A 21950-nucleotide genomic window follows, 5' to 3' on the forward strand; every position below is an offset into this window, starting at 1 on the left:
GCGCCGGAGCGGCCGCGGACGGCACGACGGCACTGCCCGGAAGGAGACATCCATGGCCCGATTCACCGCGCTTCTCCCGCTGGGCGCCGCCCTGCTCGCGGCACCGCTCGCCGCAACCGCGGCACCGCACCGGCAAGGCGCGACCACCCTCACCCTCTCGGTGACCGGCAGCGCGCGGCATCTGCCGGATGCGACGGCGGCGACGCTCGAGATCGTCGGCGAGGCGCCGGACGCGGCGGCGGCGCAGGAGAGGGAAAACCGGGCGATGGCGGCGGCGCTGCACGCGGCGGACGGGGTGGCCGGCGTCCGCGCGACGACCGGGAGCTATTTCGTGACCCCGACGGACGCGAAGCGGACCGCGTGGATCGCGCGGCAGGAGCTGAGCCTCTCCTGCGACGCGGCGCCGGGCGCGCCGGCGGCGGCGGGGCTGCGCGGGCTGATCGGGCAGCTCCAGCACGCGGGCGCGCGCCTGCAGTCGCTCGACGGCCGGCTGAGCGCCGCGACGGCGGCGGCGACGCGGGAGCGCGCGATCGGCGATGCGGTGCGGCGGCTGCGGGCCGAGGCGCAGGCGGTGGCGCGTTCGCTCGGCGAGACGGTCGGCACGATCCGCACCGTGCAGGTGGACGGCCCGCCGGTTCGCCCGGTGTTCGGCGGCCTCATGGTGGCGGGGCGCGCGGCCTCGCCGGTGGCGCGGCCGGCGGCGATCGAGGAGCGGGTCAGCCTGTCGGCGACGATAGAGCTGGTGCCGGCAGCGAAATGACGGCGGGTGCGGCGGGCAGGTCGACGGCGTCGTCGGCCAGCACGTCGAGGATCAGGCGCGCCGCGTCCGGCCAGGAGGGCGGGCGGTAATTGCGCGCGATGTCGGCCTCGAGCCCGGCGCGGCGGGAGGGATTGCGCACGAGGCCGCTGATCGCGCGGCGGGCGTCGCCGAGGTCGTTGGGATCGAAATAGATACAGAAGCGCCCGCCCGCCTCGGGAATCGCGGCGGTGTTGGAGGCGACGACCGGCTTGCCGAAGCCGAGACTCTCGGTGACCGGCAGGCCCCAGCCCTCGTAGAAGGAGGGATAGATCGTGAACAGGCAGTCGCGGTAGAGGATCGCCAGCTCGGCGTCGGTCGGGCTTTCGATCAGGCGCAGCTTGCCGCCGAGCCAGCCGGCATTCTCGCACTGGGTGATGAAATCCTGCGACATCCAGCCGATGCGGCCGGCGAGGATGAGGTCGGGCACGAGGTCCGGCTTTTCCTGCATGATCATCTCGCGCCAGAGGCGCAGCATGCCGGCATGGTTCTTCCGCGGTTCGATGGTGGAGACGAACAGCACGTAGGGGCGCGGGTGCAGGGGCGCCGCATCGGGATCGGCCTTGCGGGGGAAATGCGCGCCGACCGGCACGGGAATCGCCTCCGGGATCGGCAGGCCGGCGCGCTTCGCATGATCGCGCAGGGCCCGGCGCGTGGCGTGGGAGATGGTGAACAGGCGGTCGGCCTGGGGCAGCACCGTCTCCATCCAGGTGCGGAAGCCGGTGGTGGTGGAGCGGGCCGACCATTCGGGGAACAGGGCGGGAACCAGGTCGTAGACGAAGGGGGCGAAGCGCACGCCGTCGCGGCGGGCGGCGTCGATCCGGGCGGCATAGTCGGGGAACGGCCAGGTGGCGCCGATGGCCAGCAGCACGTCGCCGGCGGCGAAGGCGACCGGAGGAGCGAAAGCGTCCGGCACGCGCACGTCGCGCCGGCGCGGCAGGACGCGGAGGCGCACGGCGGCGGCGGCCAGGCGCCAGCCGCCCGCGGCGACGGCGGCCAGGCCGCGCATCGCCTTCAGCTGGGCGGCCCCGGCGGACCGGAGTCCCCGCGCGGCCTCGTGCTCCGCCTGGCAGACCGCGTGGGCCGGGATCCGCATCTCGTCCGGCAGGCGGCGGAAGGCCCGGCGCAGCGCGCCGGCCGCTTCCGGCCGTTCGCGCGGGGACGGCGCCTCGCGCCGGGCGGGCGCATCGCGCGTCATCAGCGCGGCGAGCCGGGCCTCGACATCCGCCCAGTCGAGCTCGACGAAACCATGAGGGGCGCGGGCATGGCGGCAGACCCGGACCGCGCCGCCGCCGGCGGCCACCAGGGATGCGGAGAGTTCGAACGTCACCCGCTGGATACCGCTGGGGCGGTGCCCGGATTCGACATGTCGGATCAGGTTCTCAAGATCCAGCCAGATCAACAATGCGCTGCTACCTCAAAAGAAGACGCGAAAAGAACACGCGGTTGGGCATTTGAACGGCGTTCCTCGTCGAATCCGTCGTTCCGATCGGCTTGGGCGTAACCGCCAATCCCGGCGACAATGTGTTTGCGACGCAACATATGACACGCGCAGGTTGAGGGTGCACGCCCATTGAGGTTAAATTTTGGCATAGCTTCCGGCCATATCGTTGCCATGCCGTGCCGGACGGCGGCGGGTCAGAGCGGGATCGTGATCGCCACCCGCAGGCCGCCGAGCGGGCTGGTATCGAGGCGGAGCGTGCCGCCATGGGCCGCGACGATGTCGCGGGCGATGGCGAGGCCGAGGCCGGTGCCGGCGGCCGAGCCGCTTTCGAAGGGACGCAGCATCTGCTCGCGACGCTCGGCGGGGATGCCGGGACCATCGTCGTCGATGACGATCCGCAGCATCTGCCCGCCTTCCGGCGCCGCCGCGACGACGATGCGGTGGGCGTGGCGGGCCGCGTTGTCGAGCAGGTTGGACAGCGCCCGGCGCATCGCCTCCGGCCGGACCACCGCCTGCGGCAGGTGCGCGAGGTCGAGCGCGATGGCGGCGCCGCCGCGCGCGGCGCGGGCGGCGAGATCCTCGATCAGCAGGGCGATGTCGGTCGGCTGGGGCTGCTCGGTGCCCTCGCCGCGGGCGAAGGTGAGGTAGAGGCCGATCAGCCGCTCCATTTCCGTCACGTCGTCGTTCATGCCGTCGGTGTCGGCGATGTCGGGCGGCAGCATGGCGATGGCGAGGCGCAGCCGGGTGAGCGGGGTGCGCAGGTCGTGCGAGACGCCGGCGAGCATCGCGGTGCGCTGGGTGAGGAAGCGGCGGATGCGGTCCTGCATGCGGTTGAAGGCGGTGGCGGCGCGGCGGACCTCGATCGCGCCCTCGGGGCGGATCGGGCCGGGATCGCGCCCCATGCCGAAGGCCTCGGCGGCGAGGGCGAGCCGGCGGATGGCGCGGACCTGGTTGCGCAGGAACAGGATGGCGATGCCGAGCAGCAGGATGGTGACGCCGGCGAGCCAGGCGAAGAAGATGTAGAGCGCGCCGACATAGAGGCGCTTGCGCGGCACGTCGACCGTCATCACCCCGGTTGCGAGCTGGACATCGACGCGGATCATCCCCGGCGGGCCGTTCCAGACCAGGGAGAATTTCCGGTTGAGGTCGCGGCGGAGGGCGCGGGCGAGGTCGGTATCCACCGGGCCGAAGACATGGGGCAGGCCGCGCGGGGTGAGTGTTTCTCCCGCGTGGAAATGGAAGCGGAACTGGAAGCGCTGCCCGGCATGGGCGAAGATCCGCGCGCTGCTGGCGGGGTGCAGGGCGGCCTGGTCGAGCACGAAGGCGATCTCGCCGGCGACGCTGCCGGCGAGGCGGCGGGAGAGCACGTCGAGATGGCTGCCGTAGAAGATCTGTAGCGCGACGCCCTCGAGCAGGATCAGCGGCAGGATCACGATCAGCAGGGTGCGGCCGAACAGGCTGCGCGGCAGGATCTTGCGCAGCACGCGGTCGGGCTCGAGACCGCGCGGGGCGAGCCTCATGGACCCGGCTTGAGGACGTAGCCGCGGCCGCGCACGGTCTGCAGGTAGCGCGGCTCGCGCGGGTCGGGCTCGATCTTGCGGCGCAGGCGGGTCACCTGCACGTCGATCGCGCGTTCGCCGGCCTCGTCCATGCCGAGGATCTCGGCCAGCGCCTCGCGCGAGAGGACCTCGTGGGCGCGGGCGGCGAGCACGGCGAGCAGGCTCGCCTCGCCACCCGTGAGGCGGACCGGGCCGCGCTCGGTGGAAAGCTCGCCGCGGGCGGGATCGAAGCTCGCCGCACCAAGCCGGACCGGGCCGGCCGCCTGCGCCGGCGGGGCGGCGCGGCGGAGCATGGCGCGGATGCGCAGCAGCAGCTCGCGCGGGTCGAACGGCTTGCCGAGATAGTCGTCCGCCCCCGCCTCGAAGCCGGCGATGCGGTCCTCCGGCGCGCCGCGGGCGGTGAGCAGCAGGATCGGCAGGTCCGGCGCGCGGTCGGCGCGCAGCGACTCGATCAGTTCGAGCCCGGTTTCCTCGGGCATCATGACATCGAGCACCATCATGTCGGGGTCGACCACGCGCAGGGTCTCGCGCGCGGCGGCGGCGCTCTCGGCGACGGTGACGCGGAAGCCGTTCTCGACGAGGTAGCGCTGCATCAGCGCGCGCAGGCGGGCATCGTCGTCGACCAGCAGGATGTGGGCGGCGGTGGCGCTCATCGGCGCGCGTTGCGCGCGGCCTCGGCCCGGTCGAGATAGGCGCGGGCCTCTTCCTTCATCATGCCGCGCAACACCTTGCGGAAGCCCTCGACGGCGGGGCCGCCGGCCTCGCGGAAGGCGGCGATCAGGCGCTCGCGCTGGGCCTCGAAGAGCTTGCGCTCCAGCGCGGCACCCGCCGGGGTGAGGCTGAGCAGGCGCTGGCGGCGATCCGCCCGGCCGGGGGTCTGCTCGACATAGCCGTCGCGGATCAGCGGGCCGAGGACGCGGGCGAGACTCTGCTTGGCGATCCCGAGAATGTGAAGCAGCTCGCCCACCGGCAGGCCGGGATTGCGGCCGATGAAATGCAGCGTCCGGTGATGCGCGCGACCGAAGCCGATTTCCGCAAGGATGGCGTCGGCCGCGGCCACGAGGTCGCGGTTGGCGAAGAAGATCATGTCCTGGGCGAGGCGAAGCTCTTCCTCGCGCAGGAACAGGAGGCCGGCGGCCGTGCCGGGCTGGGATGGTTTTTCGTGCATGGCTCCCTTGCCCATACTGAAGCGGGGACGCTGTGATAAGACAGGATTTATGGCTTTCCTGCAAGAACCGTTGCGCGGGCGGGCCGCAACCGCCGCCAAAACGTCAATCCTGCTCTCCGGCAATCATCGCTTGGCCATCGGCCGCGGACAAATTATGGTTCCGGGTTCCTCGGCAGAGGGGACCGACATGAAAGAGGACGCGAGGCGATGAGTCTGATTCCGTTTGACGACCGCGACGGCATGATCTGGTGGGACGGCGAGCTGCGCCCCTGGCGGGACGCCAAGCTGCACGTGCTGACGCACGGGCTGCATTACGCCTCCGCCGTCTTCGAGGGCGAGCGGTCGTATGGCGGGAACATCTTCCGCCTGCGCGACCATACCAACCGGCTGATCCAGTCGGGCAAGCTGCTCGGCTTCGACATTCCCTTCAGCGCCGATGCGATCGACGCCGCCTGCAACGAGGTGCTGAAGGCGAACGGGCTGACCGACGCCTATATCCGCCCGATCGCCTGGCGCGGCTCGGAGATGCTCGCGGTTTCCGCCCAGCAGACCAAGATCCACCTCGCCATCGCCGCCTGGCCGTGGCCGAACCTGTTCGGCAACGACCGGATGAAGGGCATCACCCTCGGCATGGCGCCGTGGCGCCGGCCCGATCCGCGCACCGCGCCGACCGCCTCGAAGGCCGCCGGGCTCTACATGATCGGCACGCTCTCGAAGCACGCGGCCGAGGCGGAGGGGTTCAACGACGCGCTGATGCTCACCCTCGACGGGCATGTCGCCGAGGCGACGGGGGCGAACATCTTCTTCGCGATCGACGGCGAACTGCACACGCCGACGCCGGACTGCTTCCTCGACGGCATTACCCGCCGCACGGTGATGGCGCTGGCCCGCGCGCGGCAGATTCCGGTGCATGAGCGGCACATCAAGCCCGAGGAGATGGCGAAGGCGAGCGAGGTGTTCCTCGCCGGCACCGCCGCCGAGGTGACGCCGGTGCGCCAGATCGGCGAGCTGACCTTCACGCCGGGGAAGATCACCGAGACGCTGATCGCGGACTATACCGCGCTCGTCCACATGTCGCCGGAAGAGGTGGCCAAGCGGGCGGCGTGACCGTTCCGCGGTTCAGCGACCACGCGGCGAACGAGCGCACCTTCCTCGCCTGGGTGCGCACCGCGATCGCGGTGATGGCGTTCGGCTTCCTGGTCGAACGCTTCAACCTCTTTCTCCAGGTCGCCGGGCAGTCGCTGGGGCGGAAGTTCACCGTCTCGGGGACGCTCGCGTCCGACGCGGTGGGGATCGCGCTGATCGTCGCCGGCGCGATGATGGTGGCGGCGGCGATGCTGCGATTCGTCGGCAACCGGCGCGCGATCATCGACGAGGACGCCCGCGCGCCGGAGAGCGACCGGCTCGACCTCGCGCTGGCGGGGATGATCGTCGCCCTCGGGGTCGGGCTTGCCGTCTATCTCGCGGCGACGATCCTGCACGGGACGGGCTGATCCCTGCGCGGGGCGGGCTGCCCCCTGCGCGGGGCGGGCTGATCCAGATCGCCGACGCCCGGCAGGATTGCGCCGGCGGGGCGTTTGCCGGGATTCGCGGCCGGGTTATGGTGAGGCAATGTCATCCGCACAAAGCGCCGTTGCCGCCGATGCGCCGGATCTGGCGACCAGCCGGCGCCTGCCGCTGCTGCTCGGATTCCTGATCGCGATCGGGCCGGTATCGGTCGACATGTATCTTCCCGCCTTCCCGACCATCGCGCGGCAGTTCCACGACCCGGCCGGGCCGGGGCTGACGCTCGCGGCGTATTTCGCCGGGCTCGCCGCGGGGCAGATGACGCAGGGGCCGTTCTCGGACCGGGCCGGGCGGCGGTTGCCGATCCTGCTCGGGCTCGCGCTCTACACCCTCGCCTCGATCGGTTGCGCGCTGGCGTGGAACACGGCCTCGCTCTCGGCGTTCCGGCTGGTGGCCGCCTTCGGCGGTTCGGCCGCGGTGGTGGTGCCGCGGGCGATGGTGCGCGACATCGCCGACGGGCCGGCGGCGGCGCTGCTGTTCTCGCGGCTGATGCTGGTGATGGGCGTGGCGCCGATCATCGCCCCCATTCTCGGCAGCGCGGTGATCGCGTTCGGCTCGTGGCGGTGGATTTTCGCGCTGGCGACGCTCTACGGGATCGTCGCGATCGGGCTGGTGTGGTTCCGGCTGCCGGACACGCTGCCGCTCGCGCGGCGCAGCACGGTGGGGTTCCGCACCATCATCATCCGCTACGGGCAGATTTCCGCCGAGCGCGGCTTCCTGACCCATGCGCTGACCGGGACCTTCGCGATCGGCGCGCTGTTCGCCTATCTCGCCGGCACGCCGGCCGTGTTCATCGGCGAGTTCCACTGGGACCCGATTTCCTATGCGCTGCTGTTCGGGCTGAACGCGGCGATCTATATCGGGTTCAACCAGTGGAACCCGCATCTCGTGGCGCGGGCGGGGCTGCGGCCGGTGATTTCCGCCGCGGTCGCGGCGCTGGTGTGCGGCACGATCGTGCTGGTGGCGGCGGCGCTGCGCGGCGGCGGGCCGCTGCCGATCATCGCCGGCCTGTTCATCTGCCAGGCGAGCTACGGGCTCAGCCTGCCGAGCTCGCTGGTCGCCGCCCTCTCGCGGCACCAGGCGCATGCGGGCTCGGCCTCGGCCCTGCTCGGCACCTGGCAGTATCTCGGCGGGGCGATCACCGGCGCGCTGGTCGGCGCCTTCGCCGACGGCACCGCCCGGCCGATGGCCTTCGCCATGTTCGCCTGCGCGGTGCTCGCCGCACTCGCCGCCGCCTTCCGACCCCAACGCCTGACCTGACACGCCCCTGACGAGGACAACATGCCCAGCATCATCGGCATTCCCGCCTGCACCAAGTTCATCGGCAACCACCACCAGCACGCCACCCCGGCGCGCTACGGCGAGGCGGTGATCGCGGCGAGCGACGCCCTGCCGCTGCTGATCCCGCCGGAAGGCGAGAAGATGATCGCCGTGCTCGACCGGCTGGACGGCATCCTGTTCAACGGCAGCCCGAGCAACGTGATGCCGGCACGCTACGGCGTCGCCAATGACGAGACGCCGGACGCGCACGACGCCGACCGCGACGCGACGACGCTGCCGCTGATCCGCGCCGCCCTCGCCCGCGGGATGCCGGTGCTCGGCATCTGCCGCGGGTTGCAGGAGCTCAACGTCGCCCTCGGCGGCACGCTGCACCAGCAGGTCCACACCCTGCCGGGGCGGCTCGATCACCGCGCCGGCAACGGCACGAGGGCCGAGCAGATGGCGCTCAAGCACGAGGTGCGGCTGAGCGGCGCGCTGCGGCATATCTGCGGGGCGGAGACGATCATGGTGAATTCGCTGCACGGCCAGGCGATCGACCGGCTGGCGCCGGGGCTCACGGTGGAGGCGGTGGCGCCGGACGGGACGATCGAGGCGGTGCGGGTCGAGGGGGCGGCGGGCTTCGCCATCGCCGTGCAGTGGCACCCGGAATGGGCGGTGATGGAGGCGCCGGACCGGCAGCGGCTGTTCGCCGCCTTCGGCGAGGCGTGCCGGACCTGGCGCGGCGGGCGCGCGGCGGCCTGACTTTTCGGGACGCAGCTTCTATATGGGGGGCTTACGCGGAAGGACCGAGGCCATGGATATCCAGACGATCGATTCGCAATACGACCAGTTGCAGGCCCAGGCGCAGCAGACCGCCGGCCAGCTGAAGGCGCTGGCGCAGAAGCTGCAGGCGGCGCGCGACGCCGGGAACCAGGACGCGCGGGAATGGCTGCTCGACCTGCGCGAGGTCGCGCTCGCGATCCAGGCGGAGCAGAATCAGGTCGGCGGGCTGCTCCAGGCGCTTCACAATTTCGTGGCCAACCAGCCGGCGGCGGTGCCCGCCGCCTCGGTGCCGCAGACGCAGCCGGCCGCCCAGCCAGCGTCCCAGCCCTGGGGGGCGCCGCAGCAGGCGCCGTATCCGCCGCCGCCGCCCCAATACCCGCAGCAGGGTTATCCGCAGCAGGGCTATCCGCCGGCCTATCCGCAGCAGCAGGGCGGCGGGCTGCTCGGCGGGTTCCTGAATTCGGGCTTCGGCCGGGCGATCGCGATGGGGGCCGGGTTCGGCCTCGGCGACGACCTGATCAACAGCATTTTCTGACCGGCCCGACATGAACTGGCTTTCCGAATTCGTCCGCCCGCGCATCCGCACCCTGCTGGGCCGCAAGGAGGCGCCGGACAATCTCTGGCATCAGTGCAGCGCCTGCCAGCAGATGATCTTTCACCGCGAACTCGAGAACAACCTGAAGGTCTGTCCGCATTGCGGGCACCACATGCGGGCGACGGCGGCCGAGCGGCTGGCCTGGACCTTCGATGGCGGCGCGTTCCAGAGGATCGACCTGCCCAAGGTGCCGGCCGATCCGCTGAAGTTCCATGACCGCAAGAAATATCCCGACCGCCTGGCCGACGCGCGCCGGAAGACCGGCATGGAGGACGCCGTGCTGGTGGCGCATGGCACGGTGGGCGGGCACCGGGCCGTGGTCGCGGCGATGGATTTCCGCTTCATGGGCGGCTCGATGGGCGCGGCGATGGGCGAGGCGCTGGTCACCGCCGCCCGGCTCGCGGTGCTGCAGAAGGCGGCGCTGATCGTCTTCACCGCCTCGGGCGGGGCGCGGATGCAGGAAGGGCCGGTGAGCCTGATGCAGATGCCGCGCACCACCATCGCCGTGCAGATGGTCCGCGAGGCGGGGCTGCCCTATATCGTCGTGCTGACCGACCCGACCACCGGCGGGGTGACCGCCTCGTTCGCGATGCTGGGCGATATCCAGATCGCCGAGCCGAACGCGCTGATCGGCTTCGCCGGGGCGCGGGTGATCGAGGAGACGATCCGCGAGAAGCTGCCCGAAGGCTTCCAGCGCGCCGAATACCTGCTCGAACACGGCATGGTCGACATGGTGCTCGCGCGCGGCGAGCTGGCGGCGACACTCGGGCGGCTGCTCGGCCTGCTGAAGGTGGGGCGGCCGGACGCAGAGGCGGCGTGAGCGGGGCGGCGCCGGCCCCGGCACCGAGCCGGATCGACGCGCGGATCGAGCGGCTGCACGCGCTCTATCCGCGGCTGATCGACCTGCGGCTGGAACGGCTGGAGCGGCTGCTCGAAGCCCTCGGCCATCCGGAGCGGCGGCTGCCGCCGACCATCCATGTCGCCGGGACCAACGGCAAGGGCAGCGTCTGCGCCTTCCTGCGCGGCATGGCCGAGGCGGCGGGGCTGCGGGCGCATGTCTATACCTCGCCGCATCTCGTGCGGTTCAACGAGCGCATCCGGCTTGCCGGCGCGCTGGTGAGCGACGACGAGCTGGACGCAGCACTCGACGAGGTCGAGCGGGTGAACGACGCCGCGCCGATCACCGTGTTCGAGGCGATCACCGCCGCCGCCTTCGTGCTGTTCGCGGCACGGCCGGCGGAGATCGCGATCATCGAGGTGGGGCTCGGCGGCACCTTCGATGCGACCAACGTGATCCCGCCGCCCGCCGCCGCCGCGATCACCGCGATCTCGCTCGATCACCGCGAGTTCCTCGGCGAGACGGAAACCGTGATCGCCGCCGAGAAGGCCGGGATCATGAAGCCGGGCAGCCGGGCCGTGACCGGGTTCCAGACGCCGGACGTGCTGGCCGTGCTGGAGTCGCGGGCGAAGGCGGCCGGGGTGCCGCTCGCCGCGCGCGGGCGGCAGTGGCGGATCATGAAGCAGGGCGAGGGCGCGGTGTATGAGGACGAGGAGGGGCGGCTGGAGCTGCCCCGCCCCGCCCTGCCCGGCGCGCACCAGTTCGACAATGCCGGCATCGCCATCGCCGCCCTGCGCGCCGGCGGGTTCGGGCTCGACCAGGCCGCCTTCGCGCGCGGCATGGCGGCGGCGGAATGGCCGGCGCGGTTGCAGCGCCTTGGGCCGCCCTTGGCCTCGTTGCTGCCGGCGGGCTCGGAACTCTGGCTCGACGGCGCGCACAATCCGGGCGGGGCGCAGGCGCTGGCCGAGGTTCTGGCCGGCTGGGAGGGGCCGACGCATCTCGTCGTCGGGATGAAGCAGGCCAAGGACGTGGCGGAGTTTCTGCGCATCCTGCTGCCGCAGGCGGCATCGGTGCAGGCGGTGGTCGAGCCGGGGCAGCACCTGGCCCTGCCCGTCGAGGCGATCATCGAGGCGTCGGGCGGGGTCGCGACGGCGGGGCCGGATGTGGAGGCCGCGCTGCGGCGCCTCGCCGCGGACGGGACGCCGAAGCGGGTGCTGGTCTGCGGCTCGCTCTATCTCGCCGGGGTGATCCTGGCACGGCAGGAAGCGGCGCCGGCGCAGGGCTGATCCCCCTCGCCTTCCGGCCTGCCCGGCTTGCCTGAACCGCGCGATCCACCCGATACTCGCGCGGAGCAAAAAGGGAGACCGGAATGTCCGCCACGATGAAAGCCTGGGCCGTTGTCGAGAACGGGGCGCCGCTGAAGGAAATCGACCTGCCGATGCCGGAGCCGACGGGGCGGGAGATCTTGCTGGAGGTGACGCATTGCGGCGTCTGCCATTCCGACCTGCATCTCTGGGACGGGTATTACGACCTCGGCAGCGCCGGGCGCTACGAGATCGTGCAGCGCGGGATCACGCTGCCGCTGGCGCTCGGCCACGAGATCGTCGGCCGGGTGGTGAAGCTCGGGCCGGAGGCGAGCGGGGTGAAGGTGGGGGATGTGCGGATCGTGTATCCCTGGGTCGGCTGCGGCGAATGCGCGCGGTGCAAGGCGGGCGAGGACAATCTCTGCGCCAAGCAGCGCTCGCTCGGCATCTACCAGCATGGCGGCTACGCGACCCATGTGATCGCGGCGCATGCGGGGCACCTGGTCGATCCCGGCGATCTCGATCCCGCGCTGGCGGCGACCTATGCGTGTTCGGGCATCACGGTCTATGCCGCGATCCGCAAGGTGATGCCGCTGCCGGCGGACACGCCGGTGGTGCTGATCGGCGCGGGCGGGCTCGGGCTTTCGGCGATCGCGGTGCTGCGCGCGCTCGGGCACAAGGCGATCGTCAGCGTCGATACCAGTGCGAGGAAGCGCGAGGCGGCGCTGGCGGCGGGGGCCACCGCGGTGGTGGACGGCAACGACCCGGCGCTGCACAAGGCGATCATCGCGGCGTGCGGCGGGCAGCCGGAGGCGATCATCGACCTCGTCAACGGCTCGGGCACGGCGAAGGCGGCGCATGCGGCGCTGGCCAAGGGCGGCAAGCTGATCATGGTCGGGCTGTTCGGCGGCGAGCTGAACATACCCCTGCCCTTCATGCCGATGCGGGCGCTGACGTTGCAGGGCAGCTTCGTCGGCACGCCGGGCGATCTGCGCGAGCTGGTGGATCTCGCCCAGGGCGGGGCGCTGCCGAAGCTACAGATCGAGACCGTGCCGCAGCGCGAGGCGGACGCGGCGATCCACCGGCTCAAGGCCGGGGATGTGACCGGGCGGCTGGTGCTGGTGGCCGACGGCGCGTGATCGACAAGCTCGAATACCTGCTCGCGCTGGCGCGGGAGGAGCATTTCGGCCGCGGCGCCGAAAGCTGCGGCGTGACCCAGCCCACCTTCTCGGCGGGCATCCGCTCGCTCGAGGAGGCGCTGGGGATGCCGCTGGTCGAGCGCTCGTCGCGGTTCCAGGGGTTCACTCCGGAAGGCGAGCGGGTGCTCGAATGGGCGCGGCGGATCGTCGGCGACATGCATGCCATGCGCGCCGATATCCGCGCCCTCAAGCGCGGGCTCAACGGGCTGCTGCGGATCGCCGCGATTCCGACCGCGCTCGCCACCATCACGGAACTGACCACGCCGTATCGCCGGCAGCACGAGGCGGTGCGGTTCTCGATCCAGTCCTGCACGTCGAACGAGGTGCTGCGACGGCTCGACAATTTCGAGGTCGATGCGGGGGTGACCTATATCGACAACGAGCCGATCGGGAAGAACCGGGTGGTGCCGCTCTATGACGAGCGCTACCGGCTGCTGACCGCGGCGGACGCGCCGCTCGGCCGGCGCGAGCAGGTGAGCTGGGCGGAGGTCGGCCAGATTCCGCTCTGCCTGCTGACGCCGGACATGCAGAACCGGCGGATCCTCGACCGGCTGCTGCGCAATGCCGGGACCGAGCTGCGGCCGACGCTGGAGAGCAACTCGATCGTCGTGCTGGTCAGCCATGTGCAGACCGGGCGCTGGGCCTGCGTGCTGCCGGAGAAGCTGGCACAGATCTTCGGGCTGACGCCAAGGCTGCGGGCGATTCCGATCGTGGAGCCGGAGGAGGTTCACGCGGTCGGGCTGGTGCTGCCGAACCGCGAGCCCGTGTCGCCGCTGGTGGCGGCGCTGGTGAACGTCGCGGAAGGACTGGCGCGGGGTCAAGCCACCCTAGCTTGATAGACGCGCTCTATCAAACAATCCGGGTTTTGGCTTGTTTGCGGGAAGATCATGTGGATAATGCACACGAAAGATTAACCTGCCCGATTTAAGCAGGAGGTTCGGTCATCCCGGCCGAGCGAGGAAACAGGACTGTCGGAATGGACCCAAAGCCCGCTGAATGGAATGACGAGGCCGCCCGCGCCGTGATCCGGGATTACCTGGGCGAGGAAGGGCCGCTGCTGCCGATCCTTCACGCGCTGCAGGAGAATTTCGGCTTCATCCCGCGCGAGGCCGAGCCGCTGATCGCCGACATGCTCAACATCACCCGCGCCGAGGTGCATGGCGTGATCAGCTTCTACCACGATTTCCGCCGCGCGCCGGCGGGCCGCCACGTGCTGAAGCTGTGCCGGGCGGAGGCCTGCCAGTCGATGGGGTCGGAGGCGAATGCGCGCCGCCTGCTGGACGCGCTCGGGCTCGAATGGGGCGGCACCACGCCGGACGGGCGGATCACCGTCGAGGCGGTGTATTGCCTTGGCCTGTGCGCCACGGCGCCGAGCGCGCTGTTCGACGACGAGCCGGTGGGACGGGCGGATGCCGCCACCCTTGAAGCCCTGGTCGCGGAGGCCGCGTGATGAAGATTTTCGTGCCGCAGGACATGGCCGCCGTGGCGGTCGGGGCGAACCGGGTGGCCGCGGCGATCGAGGCCGAGGCGCGGGCGCGCAACATTCCGGTGACGATCGTGCGCAACGGCTCGCGCGGGCTGTTCTGGCTGGAGCCGCTGGTCGAGGTCGCCACCGCGTCGGGGCGGATCGGCTACCGGAACATCGGGGACGCCGACGTGGCGGGGCTGTTCGAGGCCCGCTTCTTCGACGGCGCGCCGCATGAAAAATGCGTCGGCCATGTCGAGGAGATTCCCTTCCTCGCGAGGCAGACGCGCTTCACCTTCGGCCGCGCCGGGATCATCGATCCGCTCTCGCTCGAGGATTACCGCCATCATGGCGGTTACAAGGGGCTGGAGGCGGCGCTCTCGATCGGGCCGGCGGCGACCGTCGCCGCGGTGAAGGAGAGCGGGCTGCGCGGGCGCGGCGGCGCGGGGTTCCCGACCGGGATCAAATGGGAGACCGTGGCGCGCGCGCCGGCGGACCGCAAATATGTCGTCTGCAACGCCGACGAGGGCGATTCCGGCACCTTCGCCGACCGGCTGATCATGGAAGCCGATCCGTTCATGCTGATCGAGGGCATGACGATCGCCGGCGTCGCGGTCGGCGCGACGAAGGGCTATGTCTATATCCGTTCGGAATATCCGCTGGCGATCCGAATGATGCGCCGGGCGATCGAGATCGCGGAGCGCGCCGGCTATCTCGGCAAGGGGATCAACGGCAGCGCGCATGATTTCGACCTCGAGGTGCGGGTCGGCGCCGGGGCCTATGTGTGCGGCGAGGAGACCTCGCTGCTGGAGAGCCTGGAGGGCAAGCGCGGGCAGGTGCGGCCGAAGCCGCCGCTGCCGGCGATCGAGGGGCTGTTCGGCCGGCCGACCATCATCAACAACACGATCAGCCTGGCGAGCGTGCCGTTCATCCTGGCCGAGGGGGCGAAGCGCTATGCCGAGATGGGCTATGGCCGCTCGCGCGGGACGATGCCGGTGCAGCTCGCCGGCAACGTGAAGCATGGCGGGCTGTTCGAATGCGCCTTCGGCGTGACGCTGGGCGAGCTGGTGAACGACATTGGCGGCGGCACCGCCTCGGGCCGGCCGGTGAAGGCGGTGCAGGCGGGCGGGCCGCTGGGCGCCTATTTCCCGGTCTCGATGTTCGACACGCCCTATGATTACGAGGCCTTCGCCAAGCGCGACGGGCTGATCGGCCATGGCGGGCTTGTGGTTTTCGACGACACTGCCGACATGGCCCAGATGGCCCGGTTCGCGATGGAGTTCTGCGCCCTCGAATCCTGCGGCAAGTGCACGCCCTGCCGCATCGGCTCGACGCGCGGGGTGGAGACGTTCGACCGCATCCGCGCCGGGATCGAGCCGGAGACGAATCTCGCCCTCGTGCGCGACCTCTGCGAGACGATGAAGTTCGGCTCGCTCTGCGCGCTGGGCGGCTTCACGCCGTATCCGGTGCTGTCCGCCATCAACCATTTCCCGGAAGAGTTTCGCGCGCCGAAACTCCCCGCCGCGGCTGAGTGAAGGAGAACCGCCATGGGTCTCGTCCATGAAATCGACTACGGCACCAAGGCCAGCAACGCCGCGGCGCTCGTTACCCTGACGATCGACGGGGTGAAGGTCAGCGTGCCGGAAGGCACGTCGGTCATGCGGGCGGCGATGGAGATCGGCACGCAGATCCCCAAGCTCTGCGCCACCGACATGCTGGACAGTTTCGGCTCGTGCCGGCTCTGCCTCGTGGAAATCGAGGGGCGCGCGGGCACGCCGGCCTCCTGCACCACGCCGGTGGCGGAGGGCATGGTGGTCCATACCCAGAACGAGCGGCTCGGCAAGCTGCGCCGCGGGGTGATGGAGCTTTACATCTCCGACCATCCGCTGGACTGCCTGACCTGCTCGGCCAATGGCAATTGCGAGTTGCAGGACATGGCCGGCGCGGTCGGGCTGCGGGAGGTGCGCTATGGCTATGAGGGCGAGAACCATCTCGACTCGGCCAAGGACGTCTCCAACCCGTATTTCCAGTTCGACCCGGCCAAGTGCATCGTCTGCTCGCGCTGCGTGCGGGCCTGCGAGGAGGTGCAGGGCACCTTCGCGCTGACCATCGCCGGGCGCGGTTTCGACTCCAAGGTTTCGCCGGGGATGGAGGAGAGCTTCTTCGAGTCCGAGTGCGTGTCCTGCGGCGCCTGCGTGCAGGCCTGCCCGACCGCGACGCTGATGGAGACATCCGTCGTCGAGATCGGCCAGCCGGAGCATTCGGTGGTGACGACCTGCGCCTATTGCGGCGTGGGCTGCTCGTTCAAGGCGGAGATGCGCGGCGAGGAACTCGTGCGCATGGTGCCCTACAAGGATGGCAAGGCGAATCATGGCCATTCCTGCGTGAAGGGGCGCTTCGCCTGGGGCTATGCGACGCATCAGGACCGGATCACCAGGCCGATGATCCGGGCGAAGATCTCCGATCCGTGGCGGGAAGTGTCGTGGGACGAGGCGATCAGCCACGTGGCGTCGGAGTTCAGGCGCATCCAGGCGACTTATGGCAAGGGCTCGATCGGCGGCATCACCTCGTCGCGCTGCACCAACGAGGAGACCTTCCTGGTGCAGAAGCTGGTCCGCGCCGCCTTCGGCAACAACAATGTCGATACCTGCGCGCGGGTGTGCCACTCGCCGACCGGCTATGGCCTGTCGCAGACCTTCGGCACCTCGGCGGGGACGCAGGATTTCGACAGCGTCGAGCAGGCGGACGTGATCCTGCTGATCGGCGCCAACCCGACCGACGGCCACCCGGTGTTCGGCTCGCGGATGAAGAAGCGGCTGCGCGAGGGGGCGAAGCTGATCGTGATCGATCCGCGGCGGATCGACCTCGTCCGCACCCCGCATGTCGAGGCGGCGTATCACCTGCCGCTGCGGCCGGGCACCAATGTCGCGATGCTGACCGCCCTCGCCCATGTGATCGTCACCGAGCACCTCTATGACGAGGCCTTCGTGCGCGAGCGCTGCGATCTCGACGCGTTCACGCTGTGGGCGGAATTCGCCGCGGCGGAGCGGAACAGCCCCGAGGCGCTGGCGGCGACCACGGGCGTCGATCCGCAACTCGTGCGCGCGGCGGCACGGCTCTACGCCAAGGGCGGGAATGCCGCGATCTATTACGGGCTGGGCGTGACCGAACACAGCCAGGGCACGACGGCGGTGATGGCGCTCGCCAATCTCGCGATGGCGACCGGCAATATCGGGCGTGTCGGCGTCGGCGTGAACCCGCTGCGCGGGCAGAACAACGTGCAGGGCAGCTGCGACATGGGCAGCTTCCCGCACGAGTTCAGCGGCTACCGCCATGTCTCGACCCCGGAGGTCCGGCAGGCCTTCGAGGTGGATTGGGGCGTTTCGCTCGATGCCGAGCCGGGGCTGCGGATTCCGAACATGCTCGACGCCGCGGTGGATGGCACGTTCAAGGGGCTTTACATCCAGGGCGAGGACATCGCGCAGTCCGACCCGGACATCAAGCATGTCACCGCCGGGCTCGCGGCGATGGAATGCGTCGTCGTGCAGGATCTGTTCCTGAACGAGACGGCGCAGTTCGCCCATGTGTTCCTGCCGGGCTCGACTTTCCTGGAGAAGAACGGCACCTTCACCAATGCCGAGCGGCGCATCCAGCTCGTGCGCAAGGTGATGACGCCGAAGAACGGCTACGAGGACTGGGAGGTGACCCAGCTGATCGCCAAGGCGCTGGGCTACGACATGAACTACGCGCATCCGTCGGAGATCATGGACGAGATCGCACGGCTGACGCCGAGCTTCGCGGGCGTGTCGTTCGACCTGCTGGAACGGCAGGGCTCGGTGCAGTGGCCGTGCAACGAGAAGGCGCCGGAGGGGACGCCGGTGATGCATGTGGGCGGCTTCGTCCGCGGCCAGGGGCGGTTCTTCGTGACCGAATACGTGGCGACCGACGAGAAGACCGGGCCGCGCTTCCCGCTGCTGCTGACCACCGGGCGCATCCTGTCGCAATACAATGTCGGCGCGCAGACGCGGCGCACGGCGAACACCGCCTGGCACGAGGAGGACCTGCTGGAGATCCATCCGCACGATGCCGAGCAGCGCGGGATCAATGACGGGGCGTGGGTCAAGGTGGCCAGCCGGGCGGGCGAGACCTCGCTCCGGGCGAAGGTGACCGACCGGGTCGCGCCGGGGGTGGTCTACACCACCTTCCACCACCCGATGACGCTCGCGAACATCGTCACCACCGACTATTCGGACTGGGCGACGAACTGCCCCGAATACAAGGTGACGGCGGTGCAGGTCTCGCCGTCGAACGGGCCGACCGAGTCGCAGCAGACCTATGCGGATCTCGGTCGCAGGACCCGGCAGATCGAGGCCACGCCGGCCGAATGACCAGGCTGTTCGAACCGGTCGTCCGCGTGGCGACGACCGCGTTCCACCACGGCGAGGTCAGCGCGGGATCGCGGCAGGTTCCGGAAGAAACCGCTATCGCGCTGAGCTACAACCGGGTTGGCTACGCGGTCATGATGGCGACGCCGCGCGATCTGCGGGATTTCGCGACGGGGTTCAGCCTGTCGGAAGGCATCGTCGACCGGGCGGCCGATCTGCTCGACTGCGAACTCGTGACCGTCGATCAGGGGATCGAGTGCCGGATGCGCGTCGGCACCGATGTCGCCGATCGCCTGGCGCGGCGGCGGCGGCACATGGCCGGGGCGCTCGGCTGCGGCCTGTGCGGGCTGGAAAGCCTCGCCGAGGCGACGCGGGCGATTCCGCGGGTCGGCTCGGGGCTGACGATCTCGGCCGAGGCGGTGATGCGCGGGATGCGGGCGATGGCGATGCAGCAGGAGCTGAACCGCCAGACCCGTGCCATTCACGCCGCCGGATTTCTCGACCCGGCGGACGGTTCGGTGCTGGTGCGCGAGGATGTCGGCCGGCACAACGCGCTCGACAAGGTGATCGGCGCGCTGGCCGGCGCCGGCCGGTCCGCGGGCAGTGGCGTCGTGCTCATGACCAGCCGGGTCTCGATCGAACTGATCCAGAAATGCGCGGTCGCCGGCGCGCCGGTGATCGTCGCCGTGTCGGTGCCGAGCGCGCACGCGATCCGCGCCGCCGACGAGGCCGGGATCACGCTCGTCGCCGTCGCGCGCGAGGACGGATTTGAAGTCTTTACCCACCAGACACGCATCTGTTTCGGAGCCTCCAGACATGTCGCCTGAAGACCAGGACCGCAAGCTCGTCTACATGGCGAACCAGATCGCCACCTTCTTCAACACCACGGCGGACGGCGAGGCCGTGGCCGGGATCGAGAACCATATCCGCAAGTTCTGGGACCCGCGCATGCGGGCGAAGATCATCGCCTTCCGCGCCCGCGGCGGCGAAGGGCTGACGGAAAACGCCGCCGCCGCGGTGGACCGGCTCGCCAGCGAAGCCGCCTGAACCTGTCTCAATCTTTGCATCAGTGCCTCGCGCGGCGGGCTTAGTAAATCATTTTTTTGATACGACAAGCACTCCGCCGAATTCGGCGGCGGAGCCGCTAGTGTTGACCCCGCGAAATACAAGACGAAGCCGGAAGCGTTATTGAAAGGCAGACAGATTTTGACTTTTGATCACTAAATCGTGTTGACCTGAGATTACAGCTCGGTTATCTCGCTCCGGTCCAAGCACATGGAGCGAAAAAATGGATTGGTTGAAACCGTCTGCCCTGGCGGCGGCGATGATGGAGGCGGGCGCCGCCAAGGGGAACCTGCCGGCCAGGACCATTCTCGTCACCGGCATTCTCTCCGGCCTGTTTCTCGGCTTCACGACGACGCTGTTCGTCTCCGCCCTGGTCGCCACCGGCAATCTGGTGGTCAGCGCGATGTTCTTCCCGGTCGGCTTCATCCTGCTGGTTCTGCTCGGCCTCGAACTGTTCACCGGCAATGCGGCGCTGCTGCCCTATGCCGGCATGGCCGGGCGCCTGAGCTTCGGCAGCATCGTGAGCGGGCTGGTGCTCGTCTATGTCGGCAACCTGATCGGCAGCCTGCTCTATGCCGCACTTTTCGCCGCGATCGATACCAAGTTCTTCACCGCGGCGGCCGATCCGATCGGCGCGAAGATTGCCGCGATCGCCGCCCTCAAGACGATCCCGTACATGAAGGCCGGCGCCGCCGGCTGGATGACCGCCTTCTCCAAGGGCGTCGTCTGCAACTGGATGGTCAGCCTCGGCGCGGTGATGGCGCTGGTCTCGCGCTCGGTCATCGGCAAGATCTTCGCGATGTACATGCCGATCATGGCCTTCGTCGCGCAGGGGTTCGAGCACTGCGTGGTGAACATGTTCGTCATTCCCTGCGGCATCATGCTCGGCGCGAAGGTGTCGATCTCGCAGTGGTGGATCTGGAACGAAATCCCGGTGACGCTCGGCAACATCGTCGGCGCCGTGGTGATCACCGCGTTCGGTCTCTATGTCGCGCATGGCGCGACGGCGGCGCCTGAACCGGTGCTGTCGCCGGCGCCGGCGGAGTAAGACGTTCCGCCTGACCGATGGGAAGGGCCGTGCCGGTGGGCGCGGCCCTTTTCGGTTCAGAGGATCGTGCCCTCGAAGGGCGGCAGGTAATCGGGCGCCTCGAACTCGACGACCCAGAGATCGGGGTCGAAGCGGAGTTGCTTCTCGACATAGGCATCGGCCCGCGCATCGTCGACCGGGTCGGGGCCGGTGGCGCGCAGCCAGGCGGGGCGGCCGAGGGCATCGCGCGTCTGGCTCAATATCACCACCCCCATCCGGCCGCGCAGCAGCACCAGCACGCCGCCGGCATCCTCGTCGCCCCGGTGCAGCAGCATGCCGGGCCGGCCATCGGCGGCGCCGAGCCGCAGCGCCATCTGCACCCAGATGCCGGCCTTGACGCGGGGTTCGCTCACCGGGCTTGACCTATCGACGACCGCACCGAACTCTGTTGATAATGACTAACGAAAACCGACGGGGATAAGCTCATGGACTGGTTTCGCTCCTTGCCTCGACTGCTTGCCGCGCTGCTCTGCATATCACCGGCGCTGGCCCATGCCGCATCGCCGCCGAAGCTGCAAAAGGTCACGTTCGGTCTCGACTGGGTGGCCGAGGCCGAATATGGCGGCTTCTATCAGGCGGTGGCGGACGGCATCTACCGCAAATATGGCCTCGACGTGACGATCCGCGAGGGCGGGCCGCAGGTGAACAACGCGCAGCTGCTGCTCGCCGGGCGGCTCGATTTCGATATCACCTCGAACAGCTTCCTCGCCTTCAATTTCGTGCAGCAGAAGATTCCCTTCGTCGCGGTCGCCGCGTTCTTCCAGAAGGATATCGACGTGCTGATCGCCCATCGCGGCGCCGGCGAGGACAGTTTCGCCGCGCTGAAGGGCAAGCCGATCGCGATTTCGGCGGATACGCGGGCGGGCTGGTGGCTCTTCCTGAAGAAGAAATACGGCTACAGCGACAGCCAGATCCGCCCCTACGATTTCAGCCTCGCCCCGTTCTTCACCAGCAAGGACCTGGTGGTGCAGGGATTTCTGACCTCGGAGCCGTTCCTCGTGAAGCAGAAGACCGGGCATTTCCCGGTGGTGCTGCGGCTCGACCAGGCGGGGTTCGACGGGTATGGCGAGCTGATCGCGACCTCGCGCAAGCTGGCGAAGACCGACCCTTCGGTGGTGCGCCGCTTCATCGAGGCGTCGGCCGAGGGGTGGAAATCCTATCTCGACGGCAATCCGGCGCCGGCCTTCGCGCTGATCCGCAAGGCCAATCCGGACATGACGCCGGCGCTGCTGAAATTCGGCTATGACCAGCTCAAGGCGCATCAGGTGGTGGAGGATGCCACCACGGCGAAGATCGGGATCGGCGGGATGACCGATGCGCGGTGGAAGGGCTTCTACGAGCAGATGCGCGCGGCCGGCCTGTATCCGGCGCATTTCGACTATCGCAAGGCCTATACGTTGCGGTTCCTGCCGAAGGGGAAAGCGGCCGCGCGCTGA

Annotated in this window: 22 protein-coding genes; 17 read left to right on the forward strand and 5 right to left on the reverse strand. The window is 69.7% G+C overall.

Annotated elements, in window-relative coordinates; translation table 11 throughout:
* The first annotated feature begins 52 nt into the window (after positions 1-52).
* Entirely contained in the window at positions 53-760 is a 708-nt protein-coding gene (locus ACMV_RS05220) for an SIMPL domain-containing protein (protein ID WP_013639774.1), read from the forward strand.
* On the opposite strand, the gene ACMV_RS21785 is transcribed toward ACMV_RS05220, so the two are convergent.
* The 4 genes from ACMV_RS21785 to ACMV_RS05240 all read right to left on the reverse strand — a co-directional run bounded on the left by ACMV_RS21785 (position 717) and on the right by ACMV_RS05240 (position 4967).
* Complete coding sequence (locus ACMV_RS21785; RefSeq protein WP_269447785.1) at positions 717-2198, reverse strand: glycosyltransferase family 4 protein; 1482 nt, start codon at positions 2196-2198, stop codon at positions 717-719. The genes ACMV_RS05220 and ACMV_RS21785 overlap by 44 nt on opposite strands.
* Positions 2199-2434: 236 nt before the next feature.
* Positions 2435-3760 carry an ATP-binding protein gene (locus tag ACMV_RS05230; protein ID WP_013639775.1) on the reverse strand — a complete coding sequence of 442 codons (1326 nt, stop codon included), beginning with the start codon at positions 3758-3760 and terminating at the stop codon, positions 2435-2437.
* Complete coding sequence (locus ACMV_RS05235) at positions 3757-4452, reverse strand: response regulator (protein WP_011941820.1); 696 nt, start codon at positions 4450-4452, stop codon at positions 3757-3759. Before ACMV_RS05235 ends, ACMV_RS05230 begins: the two co-directional genes overlap by 4 nt.
* A complete protein-coding gene (locus tag ACMV_RS05240; protein ID WP_007422860.1) occupies positions 4449-4967 on the reverse strand; it encodes a MarR family winged helix-turn-helix transcriptional regulator in 519 nt (172 codons plus the stop codon). The genes ACMV_RS05235 and ACMV_RS05240 overlap by 4 nt, the downstream gene beginning before the upstream one ends.
* 207 nt (positions 4968-5174) lie before the next feature.
* Here ACMV_RS05240 and ACMV_RS05245 point away from each other — a divergent pair, with 207 nt between their 5' ends.
* The 15 genes from ACMV_RS05245 to ACMV_RS05315 all read left to right on the forward strand — a co-directional run bounded on the left by ACMV_RS05245 (position 5175) and on the right by ACMV_RS05315 (position 20475).
* Positions 5175-6074 carry a branched-chain amino acid aminotransferase gene (locus tag ACMV_RS05245; protein WP_007422859.1) on the forward strand — a complete coding sequence of 300 codons (900 nt, stop codon included), beginning with the start codon at positions 5175-5177 and terminating at the stop codon, positions 6072-6074.
* On the forward strand, positions 6071-6460 hold the full coding sequence (locus ACMV_RS05250; RefSeq protein ID WP_007422858.1) for a YidH family protein: 390 nt from the start codon (positions 6071-6073) through the stop codon (positions 6458-6460). The genes ACMV_RS05245 and ACMV_RS05250 overlap by 4 nt, the downstream gene beginning before the upstream one ends.
* 118 nt (positions 6461-6578) lie before the next feature.
* Positions 6579-7793 carry a multidrug effflux MFS transporter gene (locus ACMV_RS05255; protein WP_011941819.1) on the forward strand — a complete coding sequence of 405 codons (1215 nt, stop codon included), beginning with the start codon at positions 6579-6581 and terminating at the stop codon, positions 7791-7793.
* Positions 7794-7814: 21 nt separating this feature from the next.
* Positions 7815-8555, forward strand: a complete 741-nt coding sequence (locus ACMV_RS05260) for a gamma-glutamyl-gamma-aminobutyrate hydrolase family protein (protein ID WP_013639777.1) — start codon at positions 7815-7817, stop codon at positions 8553-8555.
* A 52-nt stretch (positions 8556-8607) separates the two neighbouring features.
* Complete coding sequence (locus ACMV_RS05265) at positions 8608-9111, forward strand: hypothetical protein (RefSeq protein WP_007422855.1); 504 nt, start codon at positions 8608-8610, stop codon at positions 9109-9111.
* Between the two features lie 10 nt (positions 9112-9121).
* Positions 9122-9991, forward strand: a complete 870-nt coding sequence (gene accD, locus ACMV_RS05270) for an acetyl-CoA carboxylase, carboxyltransferase subunit beta (protein WP_007422854.1) — start codon at positions 9122-9124, stop codon at positions 9989-9991.
* Positions 9988-11295, forward strand: a complete 1308-nt coding sequence (locus tag ACMV_RS05275; protein ID WP_013639778.1) for a bifunctional folylpolyglutamate synthase/dihydrofolate synthase — start codon at positions 9988-9990, stop codon at positions 11293-11295. Before accD ends, ACMV_RS05275 begins: the two co-directional genes overlap by 4 nt.
* A gap of 83 nt (positions 11296-11378) precedes the next feature.
* Positions 11379-12452 (forward strand): alcohol dehydrogenase, encoded by a 1074-nt coding sequence (locus tag ACMV_RS05280; RefSeq protein WP_007422851.1) that lies wholly within the window; start codon positions 11379-11381, stop codon positions 12450-12452.
* Complete coding sequence (locus ACMV_RS05285; protein ID WP_007422852.1) at positions 12449-13348, forward strand: LysR family transcriptional regulator; 900 nt, start codon at positions 12449-12451, stop codon at positions 13346-13348. The genes ACMV_RS05280 and ACMV_RS05285 overlap by 4 nt, the downstream gene beginning before the upstream one ends.
* A gap of 140 nt (positions 13349-13488) precedes the next feature.
* Positions 13489-13962, forward strand: coding sequence for a formate dehydrogenase subunit gamma (locus ACMV_RS05290; protein WP_011941815.1), 474 nt, complete (start codon positions 13489-13491; stop codon positions 13960-13962).
* Positions 13962-15512 (forward strand): formate dehydrogenase beta subunit, encoded by a 1551-nt coding sequence (locus ACMV_RS05295; protein ID WP_007422849.1) that lies wholly within the window; start codon positions 13962-13964, stop codon positions 15510-15512. The genes ACMV_RS05290 and ACMV_RS05295 overlap by 1 nt, the downstream gene beginning before the upstream one ends.
* Before the next feature lie 12 nt (positions 15513-15524).
* On the forward strand, positions 15525-18365 hold the full coding sequence (gene fdhF, locus ACMV_RS05300) for a formate dehydrogenase subunit alpha (RefSeq protein WP_011941814.1): 2841 nt from the start codon (positions 15525-15527) through the stop codon (positions 18363-18365).
* Positions 18362-19189, forward strand: coding sequence for a formate dehydrogenase accessory sulfurtransferase FdhD (gene fdhD / locus ACMV_RS05305; RefSeq protein WP_007422847.1), 828 nt, complete (start codon positions 18362-18364; stop codon positions 19187-19189). Before fdhF ends, fdhD begins: the two co-directional genes overlap by 4 nt.
* Positions 19179-19409, forward strand: coding sequence for a formate dehydrogenase subunit delta (locus tag ACMV_RS05310; protein WP_007422846.1), 231 nt, complete (start codon positions 19179-19181; stop codon positions 19407-19409). The genes fdhD and ACMV_RS05310 overlap by 11 nt, the downstream gene beginning before the upstream one ends.
* A 241-nt stretch (positions 19410-19650) precedes the next feature.
* Positions 19651-20475 carry a formate/nitrite transporter family protein gene (locus tag ACMV_RS05315; protein WP_011941813.1) on the forward strand — a complete coding sequence of 275 codons (825 nt, stop codon included), beginning with the start codon at positions 19651-19653 and terminating at the stop codon, positions 20473-20475.
* 56 nt (positions 20476-20531) lie between these two features.
* Here ACMV_RS05315 and ACMV_RS05320 read toward each other — a convergent pair whose 3' ends face one another.
* Complete coding sequence (locus tag ACMV_RS05320; protein WP_007422844.1) at positions 20532-20867, reverse strand: DUF1491 family protein; 336 nt, start codon at positions 20865-20867, stop codon at positions 20532-20534.
* Positions 20868-20939: 72 nt separating this feature from the next.
* On the opposite strand from ACMV_RS05320, the gene ACMV_RS05325 reads away from it, so the two are divergent.
* A complete protein-coding gene (locus ACMV_RS05325) occupies positions 20940-21950 on the forward strand; it encodes an ABC transporter substrate-binding protein (protein WP_007422843.1) in 1011 nt (336 codons plus the stop codon).

The sequence above is a fragment of the Acidiphilium multivorum AIU301 genome (genome assembly GCF_000202835.1).
Taxonomy (GTDB): domain Bacteria; phylum Pseudomonadota; class Alphaproteobacteria; order Acetobacterales; family Acetobacteraceae; genus Acidiphilium; species Acidiphilium multivorum.

Excerpts from the sequence above, each read along its gene's own strand:
- ACMV_RS05220 (WP_013639774.1), top strand. The coding sequence starts at position 53 with ATGGCCCGATTCACCGCGCTTCTCCCGCTGGGCGCCGCCCTGCTCGCG.
- ACMV_RS05230 (WP_013639775.1), bottom strand. The coding sequence starts at position 3,760 with ATGAGGCTCGCCCCGCGCGGTCTCGAGCCCGACCGCGTGCTGCGCAAG.
- ACMV_RS05235 (WP_011941820.1), bottom strand. The coding sequence starts at position 4,452 with ATGAGCGCCACCGCCGCCCACATCCTGCTGGTCGACGACGATGCCCGC.
- ACMV_RS05240 (WP_007422860.1), bottom strand. The coding sequence starts at position 4,967 with ATGCACGAAAAACCATCCCAGCCCGGCACGGCCGCCGGCCTCCTGTTC.
- ACMV_RS05245 (WP_007422859.1), top strand. The coding sequence starts at position 5,175 with ATGAGTCTGATTCCGTTTGACGACCGCGACGGCATGATCTGGTGGGAC.
- ACMV_RS05255 (WP_011941819.1), top strand. The coding sequence starts at position 6,579 with ATGTCATCCGCACAAAGCGCCGTTGCCGCCGATGCGCCGGATCTGGCG.
- ACMV_RS05260 (WP_013639777.1), top strand. The coding sequence starts at position 7,815 with ATGCCCAGCATCATCGGCATTCCCGCCTGCACCAAGTTCATCGGCAAC.
- ACMV_RS05265 (WP_007422855.1), top strand. The coding sequence starts at position 8,608 with ATGGATATCCAGACGATCGATTCGCAATACGACCAGTTGCAGGCCCAG.
- accD (WP_007422854.1), top strand. The coding sequence starts at position 9,122 with ATGAACTGGCTTTCCGAATTCGTCCGCCCGCGCATCCGCACCCTGCTG.
- ACMV_RS05280 (WP_007422851.1), top strand. The coding sequence starts at position 11,379 with ATGTCCGCCACGATGAAAGCCTGGGCCGTTGTCGAGAACGGGGCGCCG.
- ACMV_RS05290 (WP_011941815.1), top strand. The coding sequence starts at position 13,489 with ATGGACCCAAAGCCCGCTGAATGGAATGACGAGGCCGCCCGCGCCGTG.
- ACMV_RS05295 (WP_007422849.1), top strand. The coding sequence starts at position 13,962 with ATGAAGATTTTCGTGCCGCAGGACATGGCCGCCGTGGCGGTCGGGGCG.
- fdhF (WP_011941814.1), top strand. The coding sequence starts at position 15,525 with ATGGGTCTCGTCCATGAAATCGACTACGGCACCAAGGCCAGCAACGCC.
- fdhD (WP_007422847.1), top strand. The coding sequence starts at position 18,362 with ATGACCAGGCTGTTCGAACCGGTCGTCCGCGTGGCGACGACCGCGTTC.
- ACMV_RS05310 (WP_007422846.1), top strand. The coding sequence starts at position 19,179 with ATGTCGCCTGAAGACCAGGACCGCAAGCTCGTCTACATGGCGAACCAG.
- ACMV_RS05315 (WP_011941813.1), top strand. The coding sequence starts at position 19,651 with ATGGATTGGTTGAAACCGTCTGCCCTGGCGGCGGCGATGATGGAGGCG.
- ACMV_RS05325 (WP_007422843.1), top strand. The coding sequence starts at position 20,940 with ATGGACTGGTTTCGCTCCTTGCCTCGACTGCTTGCCGCGCTGCTCTGC.